The organism is Acinetobacter sp. ESBL14 (assembly GCF_036668815.1).
GTDB classification, from domain to species: Bacteria; Pseudomonadota; Gammaproteobacteria; order Pseudomonadales; family Moraxellaceae; genus Acinetobacter; species Acinetobacter gyllenbergii.
This window is the reverse complement of record NZ_JAZEVS010000004.1, coordinates 187,111-206,906: the sequence shown is the minus strand read 5'-3', so window position 1 is coordinate 206,906 and position 19,796 is coordinate 187,111. Positions and strand designations below refer to the sequence as shown.

Below are 19,796 nucleotides of genomic sequence, written 5' to 3'. Positions count from 1 at the left end.
TATATCTGGGTTGCGTTATAAGCTGAAATTTCATTAATCAAGGCATGAAACGAAAGTAATAGCGACTCTATTGCTAAGTTTCATAACGAAGAGTGAGGAAATTTCAACCATAGCCCTTCGGGGCAGGAATATTTTTTGCCGCTATAGCGTTATGGCTGACTCATTTAGAATCACTAAATTTCATCAACCATGCCTTATACCGCCTAAAAAATATTCTCTGCCGCAACCATAGATAAAGTATCAGCTGCCCCTGTTTGCACAGGCATATAACACCTTGAATCCTTGTTGATCGGCTTTCACCTGACATTCACCAAAACTCTGTTCAATCAGAGGAGGGTAGTTTAGAAAACGATTTGCCACGATCCATAATTCACCTGAATTTTTCAGATGTTTTTTCGCACGTTGGCAAAGTTCCTCACTCGCATCGTAATTGGTATGAATTCCCTGATGAAAAGGCGGATTGCTGACGATCGCATCTAAATCATTCGGTGCATCTACAAAACCAGTGACAGCTTGGAGATTTAACTGAGTTAAATTAAGACCATTTCGTTGAAAGGTCAGCTCAGTAGACCGTAATGCAAATGCATCAACATCAAGTGCAAAAATTTGCCGATTCGAATCTAGTTTGGCCAAATAGGCACTAATAATTCCAGCGCCACAACCAAAGTCGGCAATCTTACCTGATTTTACTTGACTAAGGTAAGGGACTAATACGGCTGTACCGACATCTAAATGATCTTGACTAAATACACCAGGCAAGGCACAGATATTTAACTGTTCTTGATCTATTTGAACTGTATAAGTTTTTAACCAGTGTTCCAGTGGTTTTAACTGCTCTGTTCGTTCGATCTTCATTTGCCAAAGTTGGCAGTGACGTGCACTGTCAAGTTTTAGTGTTTTGCCATATTGCAATAATTGTTTTGCTGCCCGCTCAACCCCCCCTTTTTTTTCACCAACCAGAAAAATATTGTGATCAAGTTTTAAATGGCTAACGACAACGTGCAGAATATAATTTAGTAATTCTTTCGACTTGGGGACGAAAATAACAACCTGATCAAACGTTGCTTGTGGGAATTCAACTGAAAAATGCGATGTGATCCCCGTATTTAAGAAAGCTTGGTGATCTGCATAATTCCAAGTCCATACAGAAGCTTGAACATGTTGAGGTAGATTTTTGGCGAGCTGATCATTTGGGGCATTAATCAGTAAGATTTGCCCATTTAAATAATCTTGTTGTCTGATGACAACTTCACTACGTGGATCCATTTTGATCTCTCATCAAAAACAAAGCCCAGTCGTGAAACTGGGCACTTGCGATTGTTGGTTGATTATTTATGTGTTTCAGGTAAAACAATATTTAAAATTAGTGCAGCGATACCGCCTGTTGCAACACCAGAACTAAAAATATTTTTAAATAGTTCAGGTAGATGCTCGAGGATTTGAGGTACTTGTGCAACACCTAGACCTAATGCAAGTGAAATCGCAATAATCAACAAAGCACGACGGTCGAGGTGAATACTGGAAAGAATATTAATACCAGAAGCAGCGACTGCGCCAAACATGACCATGACAGCACCACCAAGTACCGCTTGTGGTACGGCCTGAATCACGGCAGCTACAGCAGGGAATAAACCTAAAATCACCAAGAGCACGGCAATCCAAATCCCAACATATCGACTTGCCACACCAGTCAATTGAATCACACCATTGTTTTGTGCAAATACCGAACTTGGGAAGGTATTAAAGATACCTGCTAAAAATGAGTTGGCGCCATTGACCAACACACCACCTTTGATCCGTTGCATCCAGATTGGGCCATCGACTGGCTGATTTGAAATTTTACTGGTTGCTGTAACGTCACCAATTGCTTCGAGTGAAGTGACCAGATAGATAAATGCCATCGGGATGAACAGACTCCATGAGAAGCTGAGTCCAAAATGCATTGGTGTTGGAATTTGAATCAAAGGAGCATCACTGAGTACTGAAAAGTTTAAATGGCCCATAAAACCGGCAAGAATATAACCAATCACCAAGGCAATTAAGATTGCTGAACTTTTGACCCAAATAATTTTGATACGATTGAGCAGAATAATAATACCCAATACAGTACATGACATGATCAGGTTATCTGCATTGGCAAAGGTGTTGTCCTGCATTGCGGTATAACCACCGCCCATACTAATCAGACCTTCTTTAATCAAAGTAAGACCAATCAACAGCACCACAATACCTGTGACTAACGGCGTAATCAGCTTTTTTACCCATGGCAAAATTCGAGAAACGCCCATTTCAATAAATGAACCCGCAATCACCACACCAAAGATGGCAGCCATCACCTGCTCAACGGGTGTACCCGCAGCAACCATTGCGCTCCCGATACCAATGATTGGACCGATAAAGTTAAAACTTGTACCTTGGACAATGAGCAGTCCCGCACCAAATGGACCTACCTTTTTACACTGTAAAAAGGTTGCAATGCCTGAAATGATTAAAGACATCGAAAGGATCATATTGGTGTCTTCGCGGGAGACGCCAAGTGCCAAACAAATCAGTAATCCAGGGGTGACAATTGGGACTAAAATCGCCAAAAGATGCTGTAAGGCGGCTAAAAATGCAACAAAAGGTTTCGGTCGATCATTGAGTCCATAGACCAGATCAAGCTGCTGCTGAGGTTGTGAATTCGACATGGGAGTATAAAAAGCGAGAGGCATTAGTGGAATATTCTAATAGAGTTAGCTCGCTTTACCAACGATTCTATAACACTTCGTCAGAAAAAAAGTGCACTGTCAATAAACTGTCACTACTAAAGTTTAGTATTTTTCTGTATAATTTGCCCTCAAATTTAAAGCGTATCGAATTTTACATGTCAGATATTAAAACTCTCCGTAACATTGCCATTATTGCGCACGTCGATCATGGTAAGACGACTCTAGTCGACAAACTTTTACAACAATCAGGTGCTCTTGGTGATCGCGCAGGCGAGATTGAACGTGTTATGGATTCTAACGCGCTTGAGTCTGAACGTGGTATTACCATTCTTGCAAAAAACACTGCAATTAAATGGTTAGACGCACGTACAAACACCGAATACCGCATCAACATTGTGGACACCCCGGGACACGCCGACTTCGGTGGTGAAGTGGAACGTGTAATGTCGATGGTTGACTGTGTATTGCTTCTTGTAGATTCACAAGAAGGTCCAATGCCACAAACTCGCTTCGTAACGCAAAAAGCGTTCGCGCGTGGTTTGAAGCCAATCGTGATTATCAACAAAGTTGACAAGCCAAGCGCGCGTCCAGATTGGGTAATCGATCAAGTATTCGATTTGTTTGATAACCTTGGTGGTTCTGACGAACAGTTAGACTTCCCAATCGTTTATGCTTCAGGCTTACGTGGTGTTGCTGGTCCTTCACCAGAAGAATTAGCGGAAGACATGACACCGTTGTTCCAAACGATTGTAGATATTGTTGAACCACCAGCAGTTGATGTTGATGGTCCTTTCCAAATGCAGATTTCATCACTTGACTATAACAGTTTCGTTGGTGTTATCGGTGTTGGTCGTATCCAACGTGGTTCAGTGAAATTAAACACACCAGTAACTGTGATTGATAAAGAAGGTAAGACACGTAACGGTCGTATCTTAAAAATCATGGGTTACCACGGTTTAGAGCGTGTTGATGTAGAATCTGCATCAGCAGGTGACATCATCTGTATTACTGGTATTGATGCATTAAACATTTCTGACACGATTTGTGATCCGAAAAATGTAGAAGCTTTACCTGCATTGTCTGTAGACGAACCTACAGTTTCGATGACATTCCAAGTAAACAACTCACCATTCGCTGGTAAAGAAGGTAAGTTTGTTACTTCACGTAACATCCGTGAACGTCTTGATCGCGAATTGATTCACAACGTAGCATTACGTGTTGAAGATACTGACAGTCCAGACCGTTTCAAAGTTTCTGGTCGTGGTGAACTTCATCTTTCAGTATTGATTGAAAACATGCGTCGCGAAGGCTTTGAAATGGGCGTATCACGTCCACAAGTGATCATCAAAGAAATTGATGGTGAAAGACAAGAGCCGTATGAAAACGTAACGTTTGACGTTGAAGAACAGCACCAAGGTTCTGTAATGGAGCAAATGGGTCACCGTAAAGGTGAGATGACCAATATGGAAGTTGATGGCAAAGGCCGTATCCGTATTGAAGCAACTGTTCCTTCACGTGGTTTGATTGGTTTCCGTTCTGAATTCTTGACCATGACTTCTGGTACAGGGATCATGACATCAAGCTTCTCTCATTACGGTCCTGTGAAACAGGGTAGCGTAGCGAAGCGTCAAAACGGTGTATTGATTTCTATGGTTCAAGGTACTTGCTTGGGCTATGCACTCTTCACGCTTCAAGACCGTGGTCGTTTATTCGCGAAGCCACAGTTAGAAGTGTACGAAGGGATGATCGTGGGTATTAACTCTCGTTCAGACGATATGGTTGTAAACCCAACTAAAGCAAAACAGTTAACCAACGTTCGTGCGTCTGGTACTGATGATGCTTTAACTTTGACACCTGCAATTGAATACACGCTTGAACAAGCACTTGAATTCATTGAAGATGATGAGTTGGTTGAAGTAACACCAAAATCGATTCGTATTCGTAAGCGTTACTTAACTGAAAACGAACGTAAGCGTAACCGCGATAAATAATTTTTCTTCACTGAAAAATGACAAAACCGCTAAATTTATTTAGCGGTTTTTTATTGCATAAACATAAGCGGAAGAACATGCTTAAACACATATTTTTATTAAAATAAAAAGTGTTGTTAAAGTGTGAAATAACTTTCTTTTTTTGATAAAAATATTAAATTATCAACATTATGTGGATAACTGCACCTGTGTAATAAACAATGCAAAAACAGGTTGCGATCAAGTTCAACTCTGGAGAGTTATAGATGAGTATTATTAAAGAATTTAAGGAATTTGCCATCAAAGGCAATATGATGGATTTAGCGATTGGTGTCATCATTGGTGGCGCTTTCGGTAAAATCATTGATTCATTGGTAAAAGATATCGTGATGCCGGTGATTTCATGGATCTTGGGTGGTGATGTGGATTACACCAACTGGTTCCTTATCCTTGGCGAAAACCCGAATAATGTGACAACCCTGAAAGCGGCACAGGATGCAGGACTGAATGTATTTGCTTATGGTAGCTTCTTAACCATTCTGATTAACTTCTTGTTATTGGCATGGGTGGTATTCTTGTTGGTGAAAGTGATGAACCGTATCCGCAAACAAGAAGAGGCTGCACCTGAGCCTGAAGCAACACCAGAAGATGTTCAATTGTTACGTGAAATTCGTGATGAATTGAAAAAACAAGGTTAATTCAGCTTGAATAAAAAAACGGCATTTGAGATGCCGTTTTTTTATTGCCTATTGGAATAGATCATTTCAGGGTAATGATGTGAAAATCGTTATTTTTCATAGAAAAATTGCTACTTTCATTTTAAGATGCTGTGCATATTGCGAAGGGGATCAAGCAACATGAATCGATTATTTGTATATGGCACACTGTGCCCAAATCGAGAAAATGCCCATATTTTGGGGGAAATCGGCGGTGATTGGCGGCAGGCGTCAGTGCATGGCACCATTCATATTCTGGATTGGGGACCAGATCAAGGTTTACCTGCAATCGTGTTGAATGAAGCAGATCCTTTGGTTGAGGGATATTTGTTTAGTACCGAAAAATTAGAACAGAATTGGCAGATGTTGGATGATTTTGAAGGGATGCAATATCAACGGGTAGAGGTTCTGGTTCAACTGTCAGATGGCGGCACAACCTTGGCATGGACCTATGTGATGAAACCCCAAGATTAAATTCGTATAACCGTACAGTTGAGCTTAAATCTAAATTTAAGCTCAACGAGATCAATTATCTTAAACTGCCCATACGGAATTTGACTTCAACCAAATGAAAACCAAATTGGCTTTTAATTGGGCCATGTAAAATGCGTTCTGCGGCGCTAAAAACCAGTTTATCGATGACGGGCACCAGTTGACCTTTTTTCACCTCGCCCAATTCTCCCCCCCGTTTTGCTGAGTTACAGGTTGAGTATTGCTTGGCGACCTTGCCAAAATCAGCACCAGACTGAATGCGCTTTTTTAGCTGTTCAGCCAGATCTTTGTCTTTGACTAAAATATGTCGAACAATCGCAGTTTGCATGATATGTTCTCCTCCGTACATCTTAATAAGCTTACGCTTTTTTTAACTTCAGTGGTTGGCATTGCGGGCAGAATACACTGGCACGTTGGCCTAATTTCAGATTTTCCAAAGTCGTTTCACAATTCACGCACATTTCGCCTGCACGACCATAGGCCAAAAGCGTTTGTTGAAAGTAACCATTTTCGCCCATGGCATTGCTATAGTCGCGCAAGGTCGAGCCACCTAAATCAATTGCCTGCTTTAAGATGCGTTTAACTTCAATGACCAATTTTTCCACTTGAGCTTTGCTCAGCGTCGAAGCTGGTTGTGCTGGGTGAACCCCGATGTTGAATAAACTTTCTGTTGCATAGATATTGCCGACACCAACCACCACATGGTTATCCATTAAAGCAATTTTAATGCCTACATTCTTTTTACTTAGCTTTTCACGGAGATAAGTTGCATTAAAATCTTCGCTTAATGGCTCAGGGCCAAGTGTGTCGATTAGTTTGCTTTGATTGTGTTGGTCTAACCACAAAATGCAGCCAAAGCGACGTGGGTCGTGATAGCGTAATTGCAAATCTTCAAAATCAATCACCAGATGATCATGCTTTCTGAGTGCTTCATTGGGTTCACACAAACGAAAGCTGCCTGACATACCCAAATGCCAGAGCATTTGATCTTGTTCAAACTCAGCTAAAATATATTTAGAGCGACGTTTAAGTTGAGTCAAACGCTGTCCGACTAGTTTGTCGAGATCGTTTGGAATTGGCCAACGTAAACTTGCATTGAATACTTTGACGGCTTGGACACGTTGTTCTAACAGCGGTAGCAAGCTGGTTTTGGTGGTTTCAACTTCAGGAAGTTCGGGCATAGAAAGCTCAAGTTGTTTCAACAACAATACAATGAGGGTAAATGTTTCACTTACAATTATGACGGTATTTAATTTTATTTACCAATGCCAATCAGTAACCAGATTGATGGTTTTGGCTAAAGTGAATGATGTAAGACAAATATAAAATAATCAGATGCTTACTTTTAAAAATCATCCTTTTGAAATTTTGAGAAATAAGGAACCTTCATGCCTTCACTGAAAATAAACCTTTTATATGGTTGCGTCGCAATGTGTATGGGGGCGAGTAGTAGCGCTGTCTGGGCAGTTGAATCCGATGCAGATCAAGCGGTGCAGCTTCCAACCATTAAAGTTGAAGCAACACGAACCAATACCACTTATATGCAAACACCTGCATCGATCTTTAGAGTGGATATGCCTCAAAATGATCAATCTGCGCAGGTGAACTTAACCGAAGTGGTGAAAGGGATTCCAAGTGTTCAATTACGCAATCGTGAAAATTACGCTCAAGATTTGCAGCTCTCGATGCGTGGTTTTGGTGCGCGTTCTACCTTTGGTGTGCGCGGGATCCGTTTATATACCGATGGTATTCCAGCAACGATGCCAGATGGACAGGGCCAAACCTCGAATATTGATTTAAGTAGCCTCAGTCATCTTGAAGTATTAACTGGTCCATTTTCATCACTATATGGCAACTCATCAGGTGGTGCGATTTTGGCAACGACCAAAGAAGGTCAGGGCAAAGATTCGATTGAAATGAGTTATGCGGGTGGCAGCCATAACAAGAATCGTGCAGGAGTAGTACTACAGGGCGGTGCAAAAAATCAAAATGAACCGAGCTATATCATTAGTTCATCTTATTTTGATACCGATGGCTATCGTGACCATAGCAGTGCAGAAAAAGTCTTAAATAATGCCAAACTGACGTGGAACTTGGATGATGGCACTAAAATCAACTGGGTCACCAACTATGTCAAGATTCATGCCAATGATCCACAAGGGTTAAATAGAGCTCAATGGCAGCAGAATCCACGTCAAGTCAATGATGCGAATAATACTTATAATGTCCGTAAAGATATTGAGCAAACGCAAACGGGTGTGACGTGGTCTAAACCGATTAATGATCAGCATGAGCTGTATGCCATGGCTTATTTCGGCAATCGTCAAGTGACTCAATATCAATCGATTCCTCAAACAGCTCAAGCCAATCCAAATCATGCGGGTGGGGTGATCGATTTTGAACGGAATTATTATGGTGCTGATTTCCGTTGGACAGGGAAAGAGCTGTTACCGAATACAACCTTCAGCGCAGGGCTTGCTGTTGATAGCATGGATGAAGACCGCAAAGGCTATGAGAATTTTAATCTCGTTAACGCTAAGCCAACTTATGGGGTGAAAGGCACATTGCGTCGCGATGAAGACAATACTTTATGGAATGTTGATCCCTATTTACAAGCCTCTTGGCAGTTTTTACCAGCTTGGCGTTTAGACACAGGTGTACGTTATAGCAATGTGCATTATAAATCTAAGGATCACTATTTAAGCAATGGCAATGATAGTGATAAAACCGATTATAACAAGGTGTTACCGTCGGCTGCTTTAAGCTGGCAAATTACACCTGCGTTATTGGCTTATGCGAGCTACGCCAAAGGCTTTGAAACCCCAACGTTTACTGAAATGGCTTATCAGGCGGATAAGGATAAAGCTGGATTTAACTTTAATCTAAAACCATCTAGCAGTGATAACTATGAACTCGGCGTAAAATCACAAAACCTGCTCGGTGATTTTACTTTGGCTGTTTTTCAGAGCAAAACCAAAGATGATATTGTTTCAGCAGGCACTTCAAATGGACGTGCGACCTTTCGGAATGCCGATAAAACACTTCGTCAAGGGCTTGAGTTAGCATGGAATAAAAAGCTTTGGAAAGATCTTGAGATTAGCAGTAGTTACGGGTATTTAGATGCTAAGTTTGATGCTGCAATTCCAGCTATCGGTACGGTTAAGGCTGTTGAAAAGGGCAACGCAATCCCCGGTATTGCGAAGAACCAAGCTTCTCTTGGTTTAGCGTGGAAACCAGAGCAGGGCTTCTATGCGGGTGCAGATGCGCAGTATATGGACAAGGTTTATGTAGACGACGTGAATAGTGATACAGCGCCAAGCTATACCGTTGCTTCAATTTATACAGGATATGCATGGAAATATGCAGATTGGGGGGTTAATGGCTTTGCGCGTATTGATAATTTATTTGATAAGAACTATGCAGGCTCTGTGATTGTCAATGATAGCAATAGCCGTTTCTTTGAACCAGCGGATGGGCGTAATTGGAGTGCTGGAATTAAAGTAAGCAAACAATTCTAAGTGAAAAGAGCAGCATGTGTATGCTGCTCTTTATTTTTTACTTTTTGGGTGCTGCTTTTTTCGCAGCAATTACTTCTTCAACTTTGGCCAAAGACTCTTTCGCATTGGGGTAATTTGCTGCTGCTAAACGAGTAAAAATATTTTTTGCCTGTTCTAAATCTTGATCGATAATATTCCCGTTGGCGAGCATATTACCTAGAATCATCAGTGACGGTGCATAGTCTTTCTTGGCAAGCTCTTTTAAACTTTCAACCGCTTGTTGCTGCATGAATGGATTTTTATTCTTTACACCAATGCCAAGGTCATACACCGCTTTTAGATTTTTAGCAGGATAATAATCTTTTCTCAATAAAGGCAATAATTTCTGAATAGCAAGTTGATCATATTCAGGCTTACCTTGCCTAAAAAGAATATCAGCAAACTCAACGGTCGCTTCATCAGAGCCTTGAATTGAGGCTTTCTCTAAATATTCTTTGTATTTTTGTGGATTTTTACCTAGCCCAAGTGTGCCTTTATGGTAGGCCTGAGCGAGTGCAAAGGTTGCAGGGCCATAGCCTTTGTTTGATGCATCTTGATAATACTGCAATGCTTTCTTCTCATCTTTCGCTGTCCCTTGCCCAGCTTGAGTCATATAACCTAAATTAAAGATCGCTTGTTTATTTCCAGTATCGGCCAAACGTTGCATTTCCTGAAAGGCTGCAGGGTAGTCTTTTGCTTCGTAAAGTTGAGTCGCTTTGGTGAATAACGGATCGGCCTTGACGGTTGTTGCTTTAGTGTCTGCTGCAAATGTTGTATGGCTTGCAATCGTAATTAAACTCGCGATGAGCAATTTTTTCATGTTTATTTTCCTTTCATGTTGATCTGCTTTCATCCTTTGCATAGCAGAACTCAATATGCTGCCTTCATCATAAAAGTTTGGGCGAAAATGTAAATAAGGATTTTGTATAAATCGTAGTGAAATGGAAGAAGGGGAATTAAGTCTGTAAATTAAATAAATAAAATTAAATCAATAATTTATGTTTAATTTTTTGAATGAAAGCTTGTGACCCTTTGTGGCAAAAAAGTCAACAAGCCTCCATCATTGCGTATTATTTGTTACTGCTGGCTTCCTGTAAAAGCTGCTCAATCTGTTCCGCATTTTGTGGGCTACCAGAGAGGCGCATCCCATTTTGCAGGAATAGGGTCGGGGTACCATCAATTTGTAGTTTTTGACCTAAGGCAAGATTCTTTTGTATTGGGGTTTCACACTGTACTGCTTTTTTTGGTGCTTTACGATGCAGCATATAATCCTCCCAAGCTTCATACTGGTTTTTTGAACACCAAATTTGATTGGCAACAGCTTCAGCTTGTGGATGTAAACTTTTTAGTGGGAACAAGAACAGATAAACCGTGACATTATCGATAGAGGTCATATTCTGTTCAAGTTTTTGGCAATAGGGGCAGTCAGGATCGCTAAAGACGTAAAGGATACGTTCTCCCTTACCTTTTACATATTTGATTGCTTGATCGAGCGGTAGTTGTTTGACATCAATTTTGCCAAATTCAGCTAAGCGCTCTTCGGTCAAATTTTTCTTGTTTTTGACATCGAGAAGGTTACCGAAAAACAGATATTTGGCTGTTTCATCTGTATAGATGATTTTGCCAGCAGCATAGACTTCATAAATACCAGGTAAAGGTGAAGGACTAACTGATTTGACTGGAATATCTGGATAATTCTGTTTGAAGTTTCTTTCCAGTGTTTTGCTATCGGCATGTAGGCTTTGTAAGCTGAGCAGACTCAAGCTGAGTGCAGATAACCATGTTTTGATCGTTATTTTCATGAGGAATCGGTTGTGTTGAGAATAAAGGAACAATAACGTTGATTTGTGCTTTCGACAAGAATTTAGCCCAAACTTTATTTTAAATATGGTTGCATCGCCAATTGAAGTAATTCAATCAGCTCCGGGTCCATATAGCGATAGTCATCTGGAATATCGAGCACAAACACTCGTTTATGTATGAGTTGTTTAGAAAACTGTTCTTTGATCTGTTGCTTGTGTCGAGACTCCATTACAAAGATTTGTTCCGCCCAAGCAATATCCTTTAAAGAGAGAGTATGTTTGGCATGACGGCTGGTCCCTGCGGAACGGGTATGTAGGCCATAGCCTTGAGCGAAAATGTGCTCAGCTGTTGGGCTACGCCATTGATTACGACTACAAATAAACAGGGTATTCAAACAAGTACCTCATTCATGATCGACAGTATTAATAAAATTTTCTAAGCCTTCAAGTTCGGGTACCCCAACAACTCGATGTCCTTGTGAATTAAATATTGTCGGTGTTAGATTAATTCGATATTTTTGGGTTATTGCCATATTTTGATCGATGGGTTGATGACACGAATTTGCTCTTTTATTTGGTTTATCCCCATCTAATAAATATGCCTTCCAAGCTTTGACAGGATCTTTTGAGCACCAAATATTCTTGGAGGTTTCAATGGCCGTGGGGTGTAAATGTGCTAATCCCATTGGGAAAGTGTAAATTGTTATGTTATCAATATCCTCAAGAATCCCTTGTAATGCCTGACATGCAGGGCAGTCGGGATCTGCAAAAACATATAAAACTCTTTTACCATTCCCTTTTACTTCTTTTAATGCATTGGCTGTAGGGAGTTGCTTTGGGTTGATTGCATAATGTTTTTGATAATTATAGTCTGCTATGTTTTGCATATTCTCAAGATCAATCATATCCCCATCAATTAAATATCGGCCTGAAGCATCAATCAATATAGAACCTCTAATATTTGAAAGAGTATATAGATTGGGAATCGGTGTCTTATCTATAAATTCGGGTTTGAGCTCTTTTGGAAGGCTTTTTATTCGTTGGTGAATTTGTTCTGTATTTGCAAAAATAGATTGTGAGCTCAATATTATTGCAATTGTCATAATATAAAGTGAATTTAATTTATACACAGAAATTTCCCGTAAAAAAAGAATAGGCATAATTGTTTTAAATCAGTATATGTTGAATTTGAAAGGAAATTTTATTTTAATAATTTTACACATAATGCAAAAGCCCTAAGAGGGCTTTTGCTAGGGTTTTATGATTGTGGGCGAGCCACATCACCATTCAGTGCATCTGGTAGATCCAAAGCGGTTACACCGAGCTCTTCTAAAGCAGCGGGTTTTGCAATGACCAGTGCTAAATAGCCTTCTTCAAATGCAACACTATTCACCACCTCAACATCTTTGCTGAGTTGAGTTGCTGGTGCAGGCAGATCACCTTGGGCTTGAATTAAATGCAACCAATGCTTCGGCTTTGCTTTAAACCAAAGACGCGCCACGATTTCCTGACCGAGATAACAACCTTTATCAAAATGTACGCCATCACGTTGATGTAAGCGTAATTCTTGTGGTTGAAATAAATGCTCTGTACTTTGACTAATCCACGCTTGTCCAGACTGAATTGCCTGAATTTGCCAAGTGCCGATATCACTTTCTACTGATGAAAATTCGGTTTGAATGCCATTTACCGTTGGAAAGACAGGACCGATTTGTTCTAACTTCATTTTAGAGAAGGCACCAAACTTTTTAATGTGCTTAGCAAATTCTTCAGCTTGGTCTTGCGTGGTTACAAGTTCAAAGCTCTCTGGGCCAAGTCGTTTAATCCATAAACCAAAATGAATACGTCCTTTTAAATCACAAATAGCGGTATAGCGACTTTCATTTTCAGGTATACGCTCTACATGCACGGTCACCTGACCTTGTAAAAATTTTTGTGCATCTACACCATTTAAGCTAAAAGCAGTAAAAGCAAGCTGACTCATAGATCAATCCTAAATCTGCATTCTAATCACGAAAATATGGATTGTTATTTTGCGCTATTTTTCACAAAAAAGCAGCTTGAGATTCTCGATATTCGTGCTCAAATGAGGGATTAAAGGCATAGCATTTGTGCACCAAATCGCTATGATAAATCGATCCAACACAAGAATCGTAAGATTGGAGAATAAGAATGACGGGGACCGTAAAATTACATCGCGTATTGAATGCGCCACCAGCTCGGGTTTATAAAGCCTTTTTAGATCCTGATGCCTTGGTAAAGTGGTTACCACCGCATGGATTCACCGCAAAAGTCCATCATCTTGATCCTCAAGAGGGTGGCAGTTATAAAATGTCATTTACCAATTTTTCAACTGGACGCTCGCACTCTTTTGGTGGAACCTATGTTGAGCTAGTACCCAATGAACGCTTGCGTTATACCGATCGTTTTGATGACCCGAACCTGCCAGGTGAGATTCAGGTGACGATTCAATTAAAACCAGTATTGGTCGGTACCGAAATCCATATCACTCAAGAAGGCATACCAGAGGTGATTCCTGTCGAAGCGTGTTATCTAGGCTGGCAAGAATCACTGTATCTGCTTGGCTTATTGGTACAGGCTGAGATTCCAGATCAGTAATCGAAAAGAAAAATCAGCTTAAAAATATAGTTTATGATGATGACATCGGGGGATGCTATGTCAGAACAAGCAATTGTTGAACGCCGTGAACAGCTTGCACGCCTTGCAATGCGGGAAGCTTTAGAAAATCAACAGGCCGAAGACAGTGTAGAGTTATTTATTCAACATCATCTTGAAGAGATTGAATCTGCATATTGGCAAAAACACTTTGGGACATCGACTCCAACGCCGTTGCAGGTATTAGCGTTTTTGGTGCTTGATCATCAATGGAAGGATGAGGGTTTAGAGCCGCATGACATGCTTGATTTTACTTTGCCCGATGGAGTTACCAATTATGTGATATGTGTCAGCTTTGATTCCAAAGGGCAGGTGATTGATATCGCAATGGAAAGTTAAAACTAAATTGAAGGGCTGAGTATGCAAATTGAGATTAAACGTATTTATGACCCTGTGGCAGTCACCGATGGGAAGCGTATCTTGGTTGATCGCGTATGGCCAAGAGGAATCTCCAAAGAGCGTGCGCATTTAGATTTATGGCTTAAGGAGATTGCACCGTCAACGGAATTGCGGCAGGCTTTTTGTCACAAGGCTGAACATTGGCTCAGTTTTCAGCAAGGCTATTATCAAGAATTATCTGGAAATCCACATGTCAATGAACTCAGAGAAATGGCAGCGCAACAGCAATTGACGCTGATTTATGCAGCCAAAGATCCTCAACTGAATCATGCTTTAGTTTTGAAGAATTATTTACTTGGCATTGAGATTCAAGCCTAAAATTTTGAAAAATTACATCTATCCATCATAATAGCCGTTTTGAGTTTCTTTTATGTCTTTTCCACATTGCCCACAATGCCAATCAGAATATACTTACCAAGATGGCGATTTATTGATTTGTCCTGAATGTTCACATGAATGGAAGGAAGGGGAAGTAGCGGCTTCAGAATTACAGGACATCATTAAAGATGCCAATGGAAATGTGCTAGCCGATGGGGATAGCGTAACGGTTGTGAAAGACCTAAAAATTAAAGGTTCATCTTCTGTGGTGAAGGTTGGAACAAAAGTGAAAAGTATCCGCTTGGTTCCAGATGCCAGTGACGGTCATAATATTGATTGTAAAATTGATGGTGTCGGTGCGATGAAGCTAAAGTCAGAGTTCGTGAAAAAAGTTTAAACGATTTCTATTTAGGAGCATGAAAATGCTCCTTTTTTATGTTTGATGATAATTACCAAAAGCGAACAAAATTTAATCTTTTTAAACTTTCACAGCTGTTCTATATTGGATGAGATAACAAACAACACTAACTCCAAAAAATAGAGGTCCTTATGGCAGGATGGTTCGAAGTCAGTCAAGCAAGTGATGGGCAATATCGTTTTGTGTTAAAAGCCGGAAATGGCGAGCCCGTATTGAATAGTGAGTTGTATAAAACCAAAGCAGCGGCCTTAAATGGGATTGCATCGGTACAAAAAAATAGTCCAGATGATGGTCGTTATGAACGATTGACGTCTAAAAATGAAAAAGCTTATTTTAATTTAAAGGCTGCCAATCATCAGGTGATTGGAAGCAGTCAACTGTATGCAAGCGAACAGTCTCGTGATAAGGGGATTGAGTCTGTGAAAAATAATGGCCCATCAGAAACCATTAAAGATCTGACTGCTTAATGAATAAAAAAGCCGTTTCATGGAAACGGCTTTTTTATGTTTAGAATTTAGATTAGCGAACAAGTTTTGCTAATAATTCTTCTTTATTGAGATTGCTTGATTCAGCATCACGACGACCTTTGTACTCGAACGTACCTGCATCCAAACCTTTTTCACCAATCACGATACGATGTGGAATTCCCATTAATTCAAGATCAGAGAATTTCACACCTGGACGTTCGTTACGGTCATCTAGCAGGACATCATAACCTTGTGCTTGTAGCTCAGCATACAATGCTTCTGCTGCTTCAAGCGTACGTGGTGATTTATGTGCATTCATTGGCACAATCGCAATTTCAAAAGGAGCAATCGTTTGTGGCCAGATAATGCCTTTCTCATCGAAGTTTTGTTCGATCGCCGCAGCGACCACACGTGTTACACCGATGCCGTAACACCCCATGGTGACGGTAAATGGTTTACCATCTTCGCCAAGAACCTTACAGCCTAACGCTTCTGAGTATTTGGTGCCGAGCTGGAAGATATGACCGACTTCGATCCCACGTTTAATCAGGATTGTGCCTTTACCATCTGGAGATGGGTCACCTTCAACCACATTACGCAGGTCAAATACTTCTGTGAATTTGGCATCACGATCCCAGTTAACCCCAGTTGCATGTTTGTCGATTTCATTTGCACCTGCAACAAAGTCAGACAAGACCGATGCAGCACGATCCACAATCACGGTTAAGCCTTTTTCCACTAAACCTTGTGGGCCGCAGAAACCAGCGGTTAAACCATGCTGTTGCAATTGCTGTTCAGTCGCAAAGGCTAATGGTGCAGCAATCAATGGATGCTTTTCAGCTTTAATGTCATTAAGTTCATGGTCACCACGGAGGAACAAGGCAACAACTGGTGTATGACCTTTATCATCGGTCGGCCCTTGTACCAATAATGCTTTAACGGACTGTTTCGCATCAGCATTGAGGAATTGGCACACATCCGCAATGGTTTTTTGATTCGGTGTTTCGACTAGAGTATACGCTTGAGTTGCAGCAGCACGTTCACCCACTAACAGGGCTTCGGCCATTTCAACATTGGCTGCAAAGTCAGATTCTGTTGAGAAAGCGATGTCATCTTCACCACTTGACGCAAGTACATGGAACTCATGTGAAGCTGAACCACCAATTGAACCGGTATCTGCTTGTACTGGACGGAAGTCCAAACCTAGACGAGTGAAGATACGGCTATAAGTGTCGTACATCACATCATAGGTTTCTTGTAATGATGCTTGGTCCGCATGGAATGAATATGCATCTTTCATGATGAATTCACGCGAGCGCATTACCCCAAAGCGTGGACGAATTTCGTCACGGAATTTGGTTTGAATTTGATAGAAATTCAAAGGGAGCTGTTTATAGCTTTTGAGTTCATTACGGGCCAAGTCGGTAATTACTTCTTCGTGAGTTGGACCGAGCACAAATGGATTGTCATGACGATCTTTAAAGCGTAATAGTTCTGGGCCGTATTGTTCAAAACGACCCGACTCTTCCCAAAGCGAAGCAGGTTGAGTCACTGGCATAAAGACTTCTAATGCGCCTGAACGGTTCATCTCTTCACGGACAATGGCATCCACTTTCTTTAAAACGCGCGTTCCCATGGGCAACCAAGAGTATAAGCCAGAAGCGAGTTTACGAATCATCCCCGCACGTAGCATGAGCTGGTGTGAAATCACTTCAGCATCATTTGGGGTTTCTCTTAACGTTGCAAATAAAAAGCGGCTTGCGCGCATGGAAACTGTCCTAAAGTTAAGTGTTATTTAAAAAGTGCTATCAATGAGCAAAATAATCAGCTCAGTTTTGAGCAATGGGCATTATGACATGAATCATTCAATTTGGCGCAGTATAAAGTACAGGCATGCGCTTAAGTATTGGAATTGTTTAAAGATTAATGTCGAGATGGTCAGTGCGTGGTTGTATATTTAGGGTTTAGGTCGAGCCGAGTGCATTTAGGCGATTGATAATCTCGCTATATTCAACCTCAGTCTTATGGTAGGCATTACGTAGACTTTCAACCGTTTTTTTGACGTTTTCGATATTTTGAGCATTATTTTGCAGATTGCTTTTAAGTTGGGTCGGTAGCATTTCACCTTTGCGATGATATTCCATCTCTTGGCGTTTAAAAGCAATCTTGTCCTTTTGTAATTGCTGTAATTGTTCTTGCTGATAATTCAGTTGTTTTTTGAGATTTGCTAAGATTTGATCGCGTTTTGCTGCTGCGATTTGTGGACTACCATAGGCGCGTTTGAGTCTTAAATCTTGTTCGCGACGACGTGCGAGAGATTCACGTTGAGCCGATTGCTGAACATCAGCAGCGGCATTATAAGCACGATTGCGTTTGATCACCTGCATATTACGATCAAGTGCTTCATAGCCATGTCTGATATGTTCTGGGGTGACGGAGGTACTGACATTGGCAACGCCATTTTTGTCATAATAACGATACCAAACTGGTTTAACTTGTTCAGTAGCTGCAAGGCAAGAATGGCTGACAAATAGCAATAGAAAAAAACCACAAATGTAACTACGAGTAATCGTTGTAAAGTGACCAATGCGGAAACCGCACTTTAACGAACCAGTCATTACATTCCCCGAAAAAAAGTTAATTAAATCACTTATTTTTAAATAATAATCAGTTGTATATTAGTGCTAATTTAGACATTTAAAAATAGTTATTCAGCAAAAAAATTAGGAATTTAATCAAAAGTGTGAACTGTTTATGATTGTTAAGCGAAACTGATAGGTTGGTTCAAAAAACTTCATTGATAATGCAAGTAAAGATATGTTAAAAATATCAACTAATCTGTATAAAACAAATTAAACCAACCATAATTTGTATTGAGTATTGGGGCAGGACAATAAATGGAAGATAAATTTCAAAATTTGAAGGTCATGGTGATTGACGATTCAAAAACGATTCGTCGTACAGCTGAGACTTTATTACAACGTGAAGGTTGTGAAGTAATTACAGCGGTTGATGGCTTTGAAGCATTATCAAAAATTGCAGAAGCTAATCCAGATATCGTTTTTGTCGACATCATGATGCCTCGTTTAGACGGTTACCAAACCTGTGCATTAATTAAAAATTCTTTAAATTATCAAAATATTCCAGTCATTATGTTGTCAAGCAAAGACGGTTTGTTTGATCAGGCGAAAGGGCGTGTTGTGGGGTCGGATGAATATTTAACCAAGCCATTCAGTAAAGATGAGCTGTTAAACGCGATTCGCAACCATGTTAGCGCATAAAATTTAAGATTGAGGAAAAAATGGCTCGCATACTTATTGTAGATGATTCACCTACGGAAACGTTTCGCTTTAGAGAAATTTTAACGAAGCACGGTTATGACGTTATTGAAGCAACCAATGGTGCTGATGGGGTGACCATGGCGCAGGCAGAATTGCCTGACTTGGTGCTGATGGATGTGGTAATGCCAGGGATGAATGGCTTTCAGGCAACGCGTCAAATTAGTAAAGGTAAGGACACTCAACATATTCCAGTTGTGATTGTGAGTACCAAAGATCAGGCCACAGACCGTGTATGGGGTAAGCGTCAAGGGGCTTGTGATTATTTGACTAAGCCTATTGATGAACAGCAACTTATTGATGTCATTAAACAATTATTAAGTTAATTTTTTTGCTCAAGATGAGCCTTCTCATTACTCAATACGGGATAGGGTATGGCAGCAAATGGATTTATCGAGTTGCTTCGTTTATCCAAGCGAGGCAATAAACAATACACTTCAACTCAAAATGAAGTCAGCCGCTGGTCTGGTATCGCATTTGAGATGTTAGGGCAATATTTTGTTGCGCCTTTAGGGGAAATTTCGGAGGTAATCTATCCTCCGAAATACACACCAGTACCAAACACTCAGGCGTGGGTGCGAGGTTTGGCCAATATTCGTGGACGACTACTTTCGGTTTCTGATTTAACACACTTTATTTCAGGGCAGCGAAGTCAGTTTTCTCCAACGCAAAAAGTGATTTGTATTAGCCATCAAGACCATTATGTGGGGTTGGTCGTCGATCAGGTTTTGGGGATTCAACACTTTAATAAGAAGAGTTTTTTCTCTCAAAATAATGAGCTGGACAATAAATTGAAAGATTATTGCCAAGGTCATTTCCATCAACATAATCAACAATGGCATGTGTTTTTATTGAGCCGGTTATTAAACAACCCTCAGTACATGAATGCATCAATAAAATTTATAAACTAATTTATACGCTACGGAACATAAGCGCGTATTCAGGGGAGAAGCTGA

The 19,796-nt window shown here is 40.5% G+C and carries 23 protein-coding genes; 12 read left to right on the top strand and 11 right to left on the bottom strand.

What is annotated here, in order from left to right; translation table 11 throughout:
* Positions 1-240: 240 nt before the first annotated feature.
* Together V6E90_RS14260 and V6E90_RS14255 are read right to left on the bottom strand one after the other, a co-directional pair.
* Positions 241-1,266, bottom strand: coding sequence for a class I SAM-dependent methyltransferase (locus V6E90_RS14260; RefSeq protein ID WP_016541479.1), 1,026 nt, complete (start codon positions 1,264-1,266; stop codon positions 241-243).
* Positions 1,267-1,328: 62 nt separating this feature from the next.
* Positions 1,329-2,687 carry a uracil-xanthine permease family protein gene (locus V6E90_RS14255; protein ID WP_016541478.1) on the bottom strand — a complete coding sequence of 453 codons (1,359 nt, stop codon included), beginning with the start codon at positions 2,685-2,687 and terminating at the stop codon, positions 1,329-1,331.
* A 176-nt stretch (positions 2,688-2,863) separates the two neighbouring features.
* Here V6E90_RS14255 and typA point away from each other — a divergent pair, with 176 nt between their 5' ends.
* The 3 genes from typA to V6E90_RS14240 all read left to right on the top strand — a co-directional run bounded on the left by typA (position 2,864) and on the right by V6E90_RS14240 (position 5,868).
* Entirely contained in the window at positions 2,864-4,699 is a 1,836-nt protein-coding gene (gene typA / locus V6E90_RS14250; RefSeq protein ID WP_332605715.1) for a translational GTPase TypA, read from the top strand.
* A 245-nt stretch (positions 4,700-4,944) separates the two neighbouring features.
* The gene (gene mscL, locus V6E90_RS14245) at positions 4,945-5,376 is read left to right on the top strand and encodes a large conductance mechanosensitive channel protein MscL (RefSeq protein ID WP_332605713.1); all 432 of its coding nucleotides are present in this window, start codon (positions 4,945-4,947) and stop codon (positions 5,374-5,376) included.
* A 159-nt stretch (positions 5,377-5,535) separates the two neighbouring features.
* Positions 5,536-5,868: a gamma-glutamylcyclotransferase family protein gene (locus V6E90_RS14240; protein WP_016541476.1), complete on the top strand. Its 333-nt coding sequence runs from the start codon at positions 5,536-5,538 to the stop codon at positions 5,866-5,868.
* Positions 5,869-5,923: 55 nt separating this feature from the next.
* Here V6E90_RS14240 and V6E90_RS14235 read toward each other — a convergent pair whose 3' ends face one another.
* Positions 5,924-6,235, bottom strand: a complete 312-nt coding sequence (locus V6E90_RS14235) for a peptidylprolyl isomerase (protein WP_081401633.1) — start codon at positions 6,233-6,235, stop codon at positions 5,924-5,926.
* Between the two features lie 10 nt (positions 6,236-6,245).
* The gene (gene mutM / locus V6E90_RS14230) at positions 6,246-7,067 is read right to left on the bottom strand and encodes a bifunctional DNA-formamidopyrimidine glycosylase/DNA-(apurinic or apyrimidinic site) lyase (RefSeq protein WP_332605711.1); all 822 of its coding nucleotides are present in this window, start codon (positions 7,065-7,067) and stop codon (positions 6,246-6,248) included.
* 207 nt (positions 7,068-7,274) lie between these two features.
* Between mutM and V6E90_RS14225 the strand changes: the two genes are divergently transcribed.
* Positions 7,275-9,404, top strand: a complete 2,130-nt coding sequence (locus tag V6E90_RS14225; protein WP_332605709.1) for a TonB-dependent receptor — start codon at positions 7,275-7,277, stop codon at positions 9,402-9,404.
* A 37-nt stretch (positions 9,405-9,441) separates the two neighbouring features.
* Here the strand turns inward: V6E90_RS14225 and V6E90_RS14220 are convergent, their stop codons facing one another.
* The 5 genes from V6E90_RS14220 to ygfZ all read right to left on the bottom strand — a co-directional run bounded on the left by V6E90_RS14220 (position 9,442) and on the right by ygfZ (position 13,208).
* The gene (locus V6E90_RS14220; protein ID WP_016660719.1) at positions 9,442-10,242 is read right to left on the bottom strand and encodes a tetratricopeptide repeat protein; all 801 of its coding nucleotides are present in this window, start codon (positions 10,240-10,242) and stop codon (positions 9,442-9,444) included.
* Between the two features lie 250 nt (positions 10,243-10,492).
* Complete coding sequence (locus tag V6E90_RS14215; RefSeq protein ID WP_023271401.1) at positions 10,493-11,224, bottom strand: DsbC family protein; 732 nt, start codon at positions 11,222-11,224, stop codon at positions 10,493-10,495.
* A gap of 74 nt (positions 11,225-11,298) precedes the next feature.
* A complete protein-coding gene (locus tag V6E90_RS14210) occupies positions 11,299-11,619 on the bottom strand; it encodes a low molecular weight protein tyrosine phosphatase family protein (RefSeq protein ID WP_332605702.1) in 321 nt (106 codons plus the stop codon).
* A 9-nt stretch (positions 11,620-11,628) separates the two neighbouring features.
* Complete coding sequence (locus tag V6E90_RS14205) at positions 11,629-12,354, bottom strand: DsbC family protein (protein WP_442881262.1); 726 nt, start codon at positions 12,352-12,354, stop codon at positions 11,629-11,631.
* A 128-nt stretch (positions 12,355-12,482) separates the two neighbouring features.
* Positions 12,483-13,208, bottom strand: a complete 726-nt coding sequence (gene ygfZ / locus V6E90_RS14200; RefSeq protein ID WP_332605698.1) for a CAF17-like 4Fe-4S cluster assembly/insertion protein YgfZ — start codon at positions 13,206-13,208, stop codon at positions 12,483-12,485.
* A 182-nt stretch (positions 13,209-13,390) separates the two neighbouring features.
* Here ygfZ and V6E90_RS14195 point away from each other — a divergent pair, with 182 nt between their 5' ends.
* The 5 genes from V6E90_RS14195 to V6E90_RS14175 all read left to right on the top strand — a co-directional run bounded on the left by V6E90_RS14195 (position 13,391) and on the right by V6E90_RS14175 (position 15,502).
* Positions 13,391-13,843, top strand: coding sequence for an SRPBCC family protein (locus tag V6E90_RS14195; RefSeq protein WP_332605814.1), 453 nt, complete (start codon positions 13,391-13,393; stop codon positions 13,841-13,843).
* A gap of 33 nt (positions 13,844-13,876) precedes the next feature.
* Positions 13,877-14,239 (top strand): DUF2004 domain-containing protein, encoded by a 363-nt coding sequence (locus V6E90_RS14190; RefSeq protein WP_081403845.1) that lies wholly within the window; start codon positions 13,877-13,879, stop codon positions 14,237-14,239.
* Between the two features lie 21 nt (positions 14,240-14,260).
* Positions 14,261-14,617: a DUF488 domain-containing protein gene (locus V6E90_RS14185; protein ID WP_332605695.1), complete on the top strand. Its 357-nt coding sequence runs from the start codon at positions 14,261-14,263 to the stop codon at positions 14,615-14,617.
* A 52-nt stretch (positions 14,618-14,669) separates the two neighbouring features.
* Positions 14,670-15,014, top strand: coding sequence for a zinc ribbon domain-containing protein YjdM (locus tag V6E90_RS14180; protein ID WP_016541465.1), 345 nt, complete (start codon positions 14,670-14,672; stop codon positions 15,012-15,014).
* 152 nt (positions 15,015-15,166) lie between these two features.
* A complete protein-coding gene (locus V6E90_RS14175; protein ID WP_016541464.1) occupies positions 15,167-15,502 on the top strand; it encodes a YegP family protein in 336 nt (111 codons plus the stop codon).
* Between the two features lie 52 nt (positions 15,503-15,554).
* Here V6E90_RS14175 and V6E90_RS14170 read toward each other — a convergent pair whose 3' ends face one another.
* Both V6E90_RS14170 and V6E90_RS14165 read right to left on the bottom strand, forming a co-directional pair.
* Positions 15,555-17,270, bottom strand: a complete 1,716-nt coding sequence (locus V6E90_RS14170; protein WP_016541463.1) for a proline--tRNA ligase — start codon at positions 17,268-17,270, stop codon at positions 15,555-15,557.
* A 196-nt stretch (positions 17,271-17,466) separates the two neighbouring features.
* Positions 17,467-18,120: a hypothetical protein gene (locus tag V6E90_RS14165; RefSeq protein WP_016541462.1), complete on the bottom strand. Its 654-nt coding sequence runs from the start codon at positions 18,118-18,120 to the stop codon at positions 17,467-17,469.
* 279 nt (positions 18,121-18,399) lie between these two features.
* On the opposite strand from V6E90_RS14165, the gene pilG reads away from it, so the two are divergent.
* Genes pilG through V6E90_RS14150 form a run of 3 tightly spaced genes read left to right on the top strand, consistent with a single transcriptional unit; the run spans position 18,400 to position 19,751 of the window.
* Entirely contained in the window at positions 18,400-18,783 is a 384-nt protein-coding gene (pilG, locus tag V6E90_RS14160; RefSeq protein ID WP_004652356.1) for a twitching motility response regulator PilG, read from the top strand.
* A 20-nt stretch (positions 18,784-18,803) separates the two neighbouring features.
* Complete coding sequence (locus V6E90_RS14155; RefSeq protein ID WP_004652355.1) at positions 18,804-19,166, top strand: response regulator; 363 nt, start codon at positions 18,804-18,806, stop codon at positions 19,164-19,166.
* Positions 19,167-19,214: 48 nt separating this feature from the next.
* A complete protein-coding gene (locus V6E90_RS14150) occupies positions 19,215-19,751 on the top strand; it encodes a chemotaxis protein CheW (protein WP_016541461.1) in 537 nt (178 codons plus the stop codon).
* Positions 19,752-19,796 lie beyond the last annotated feature (45 nt).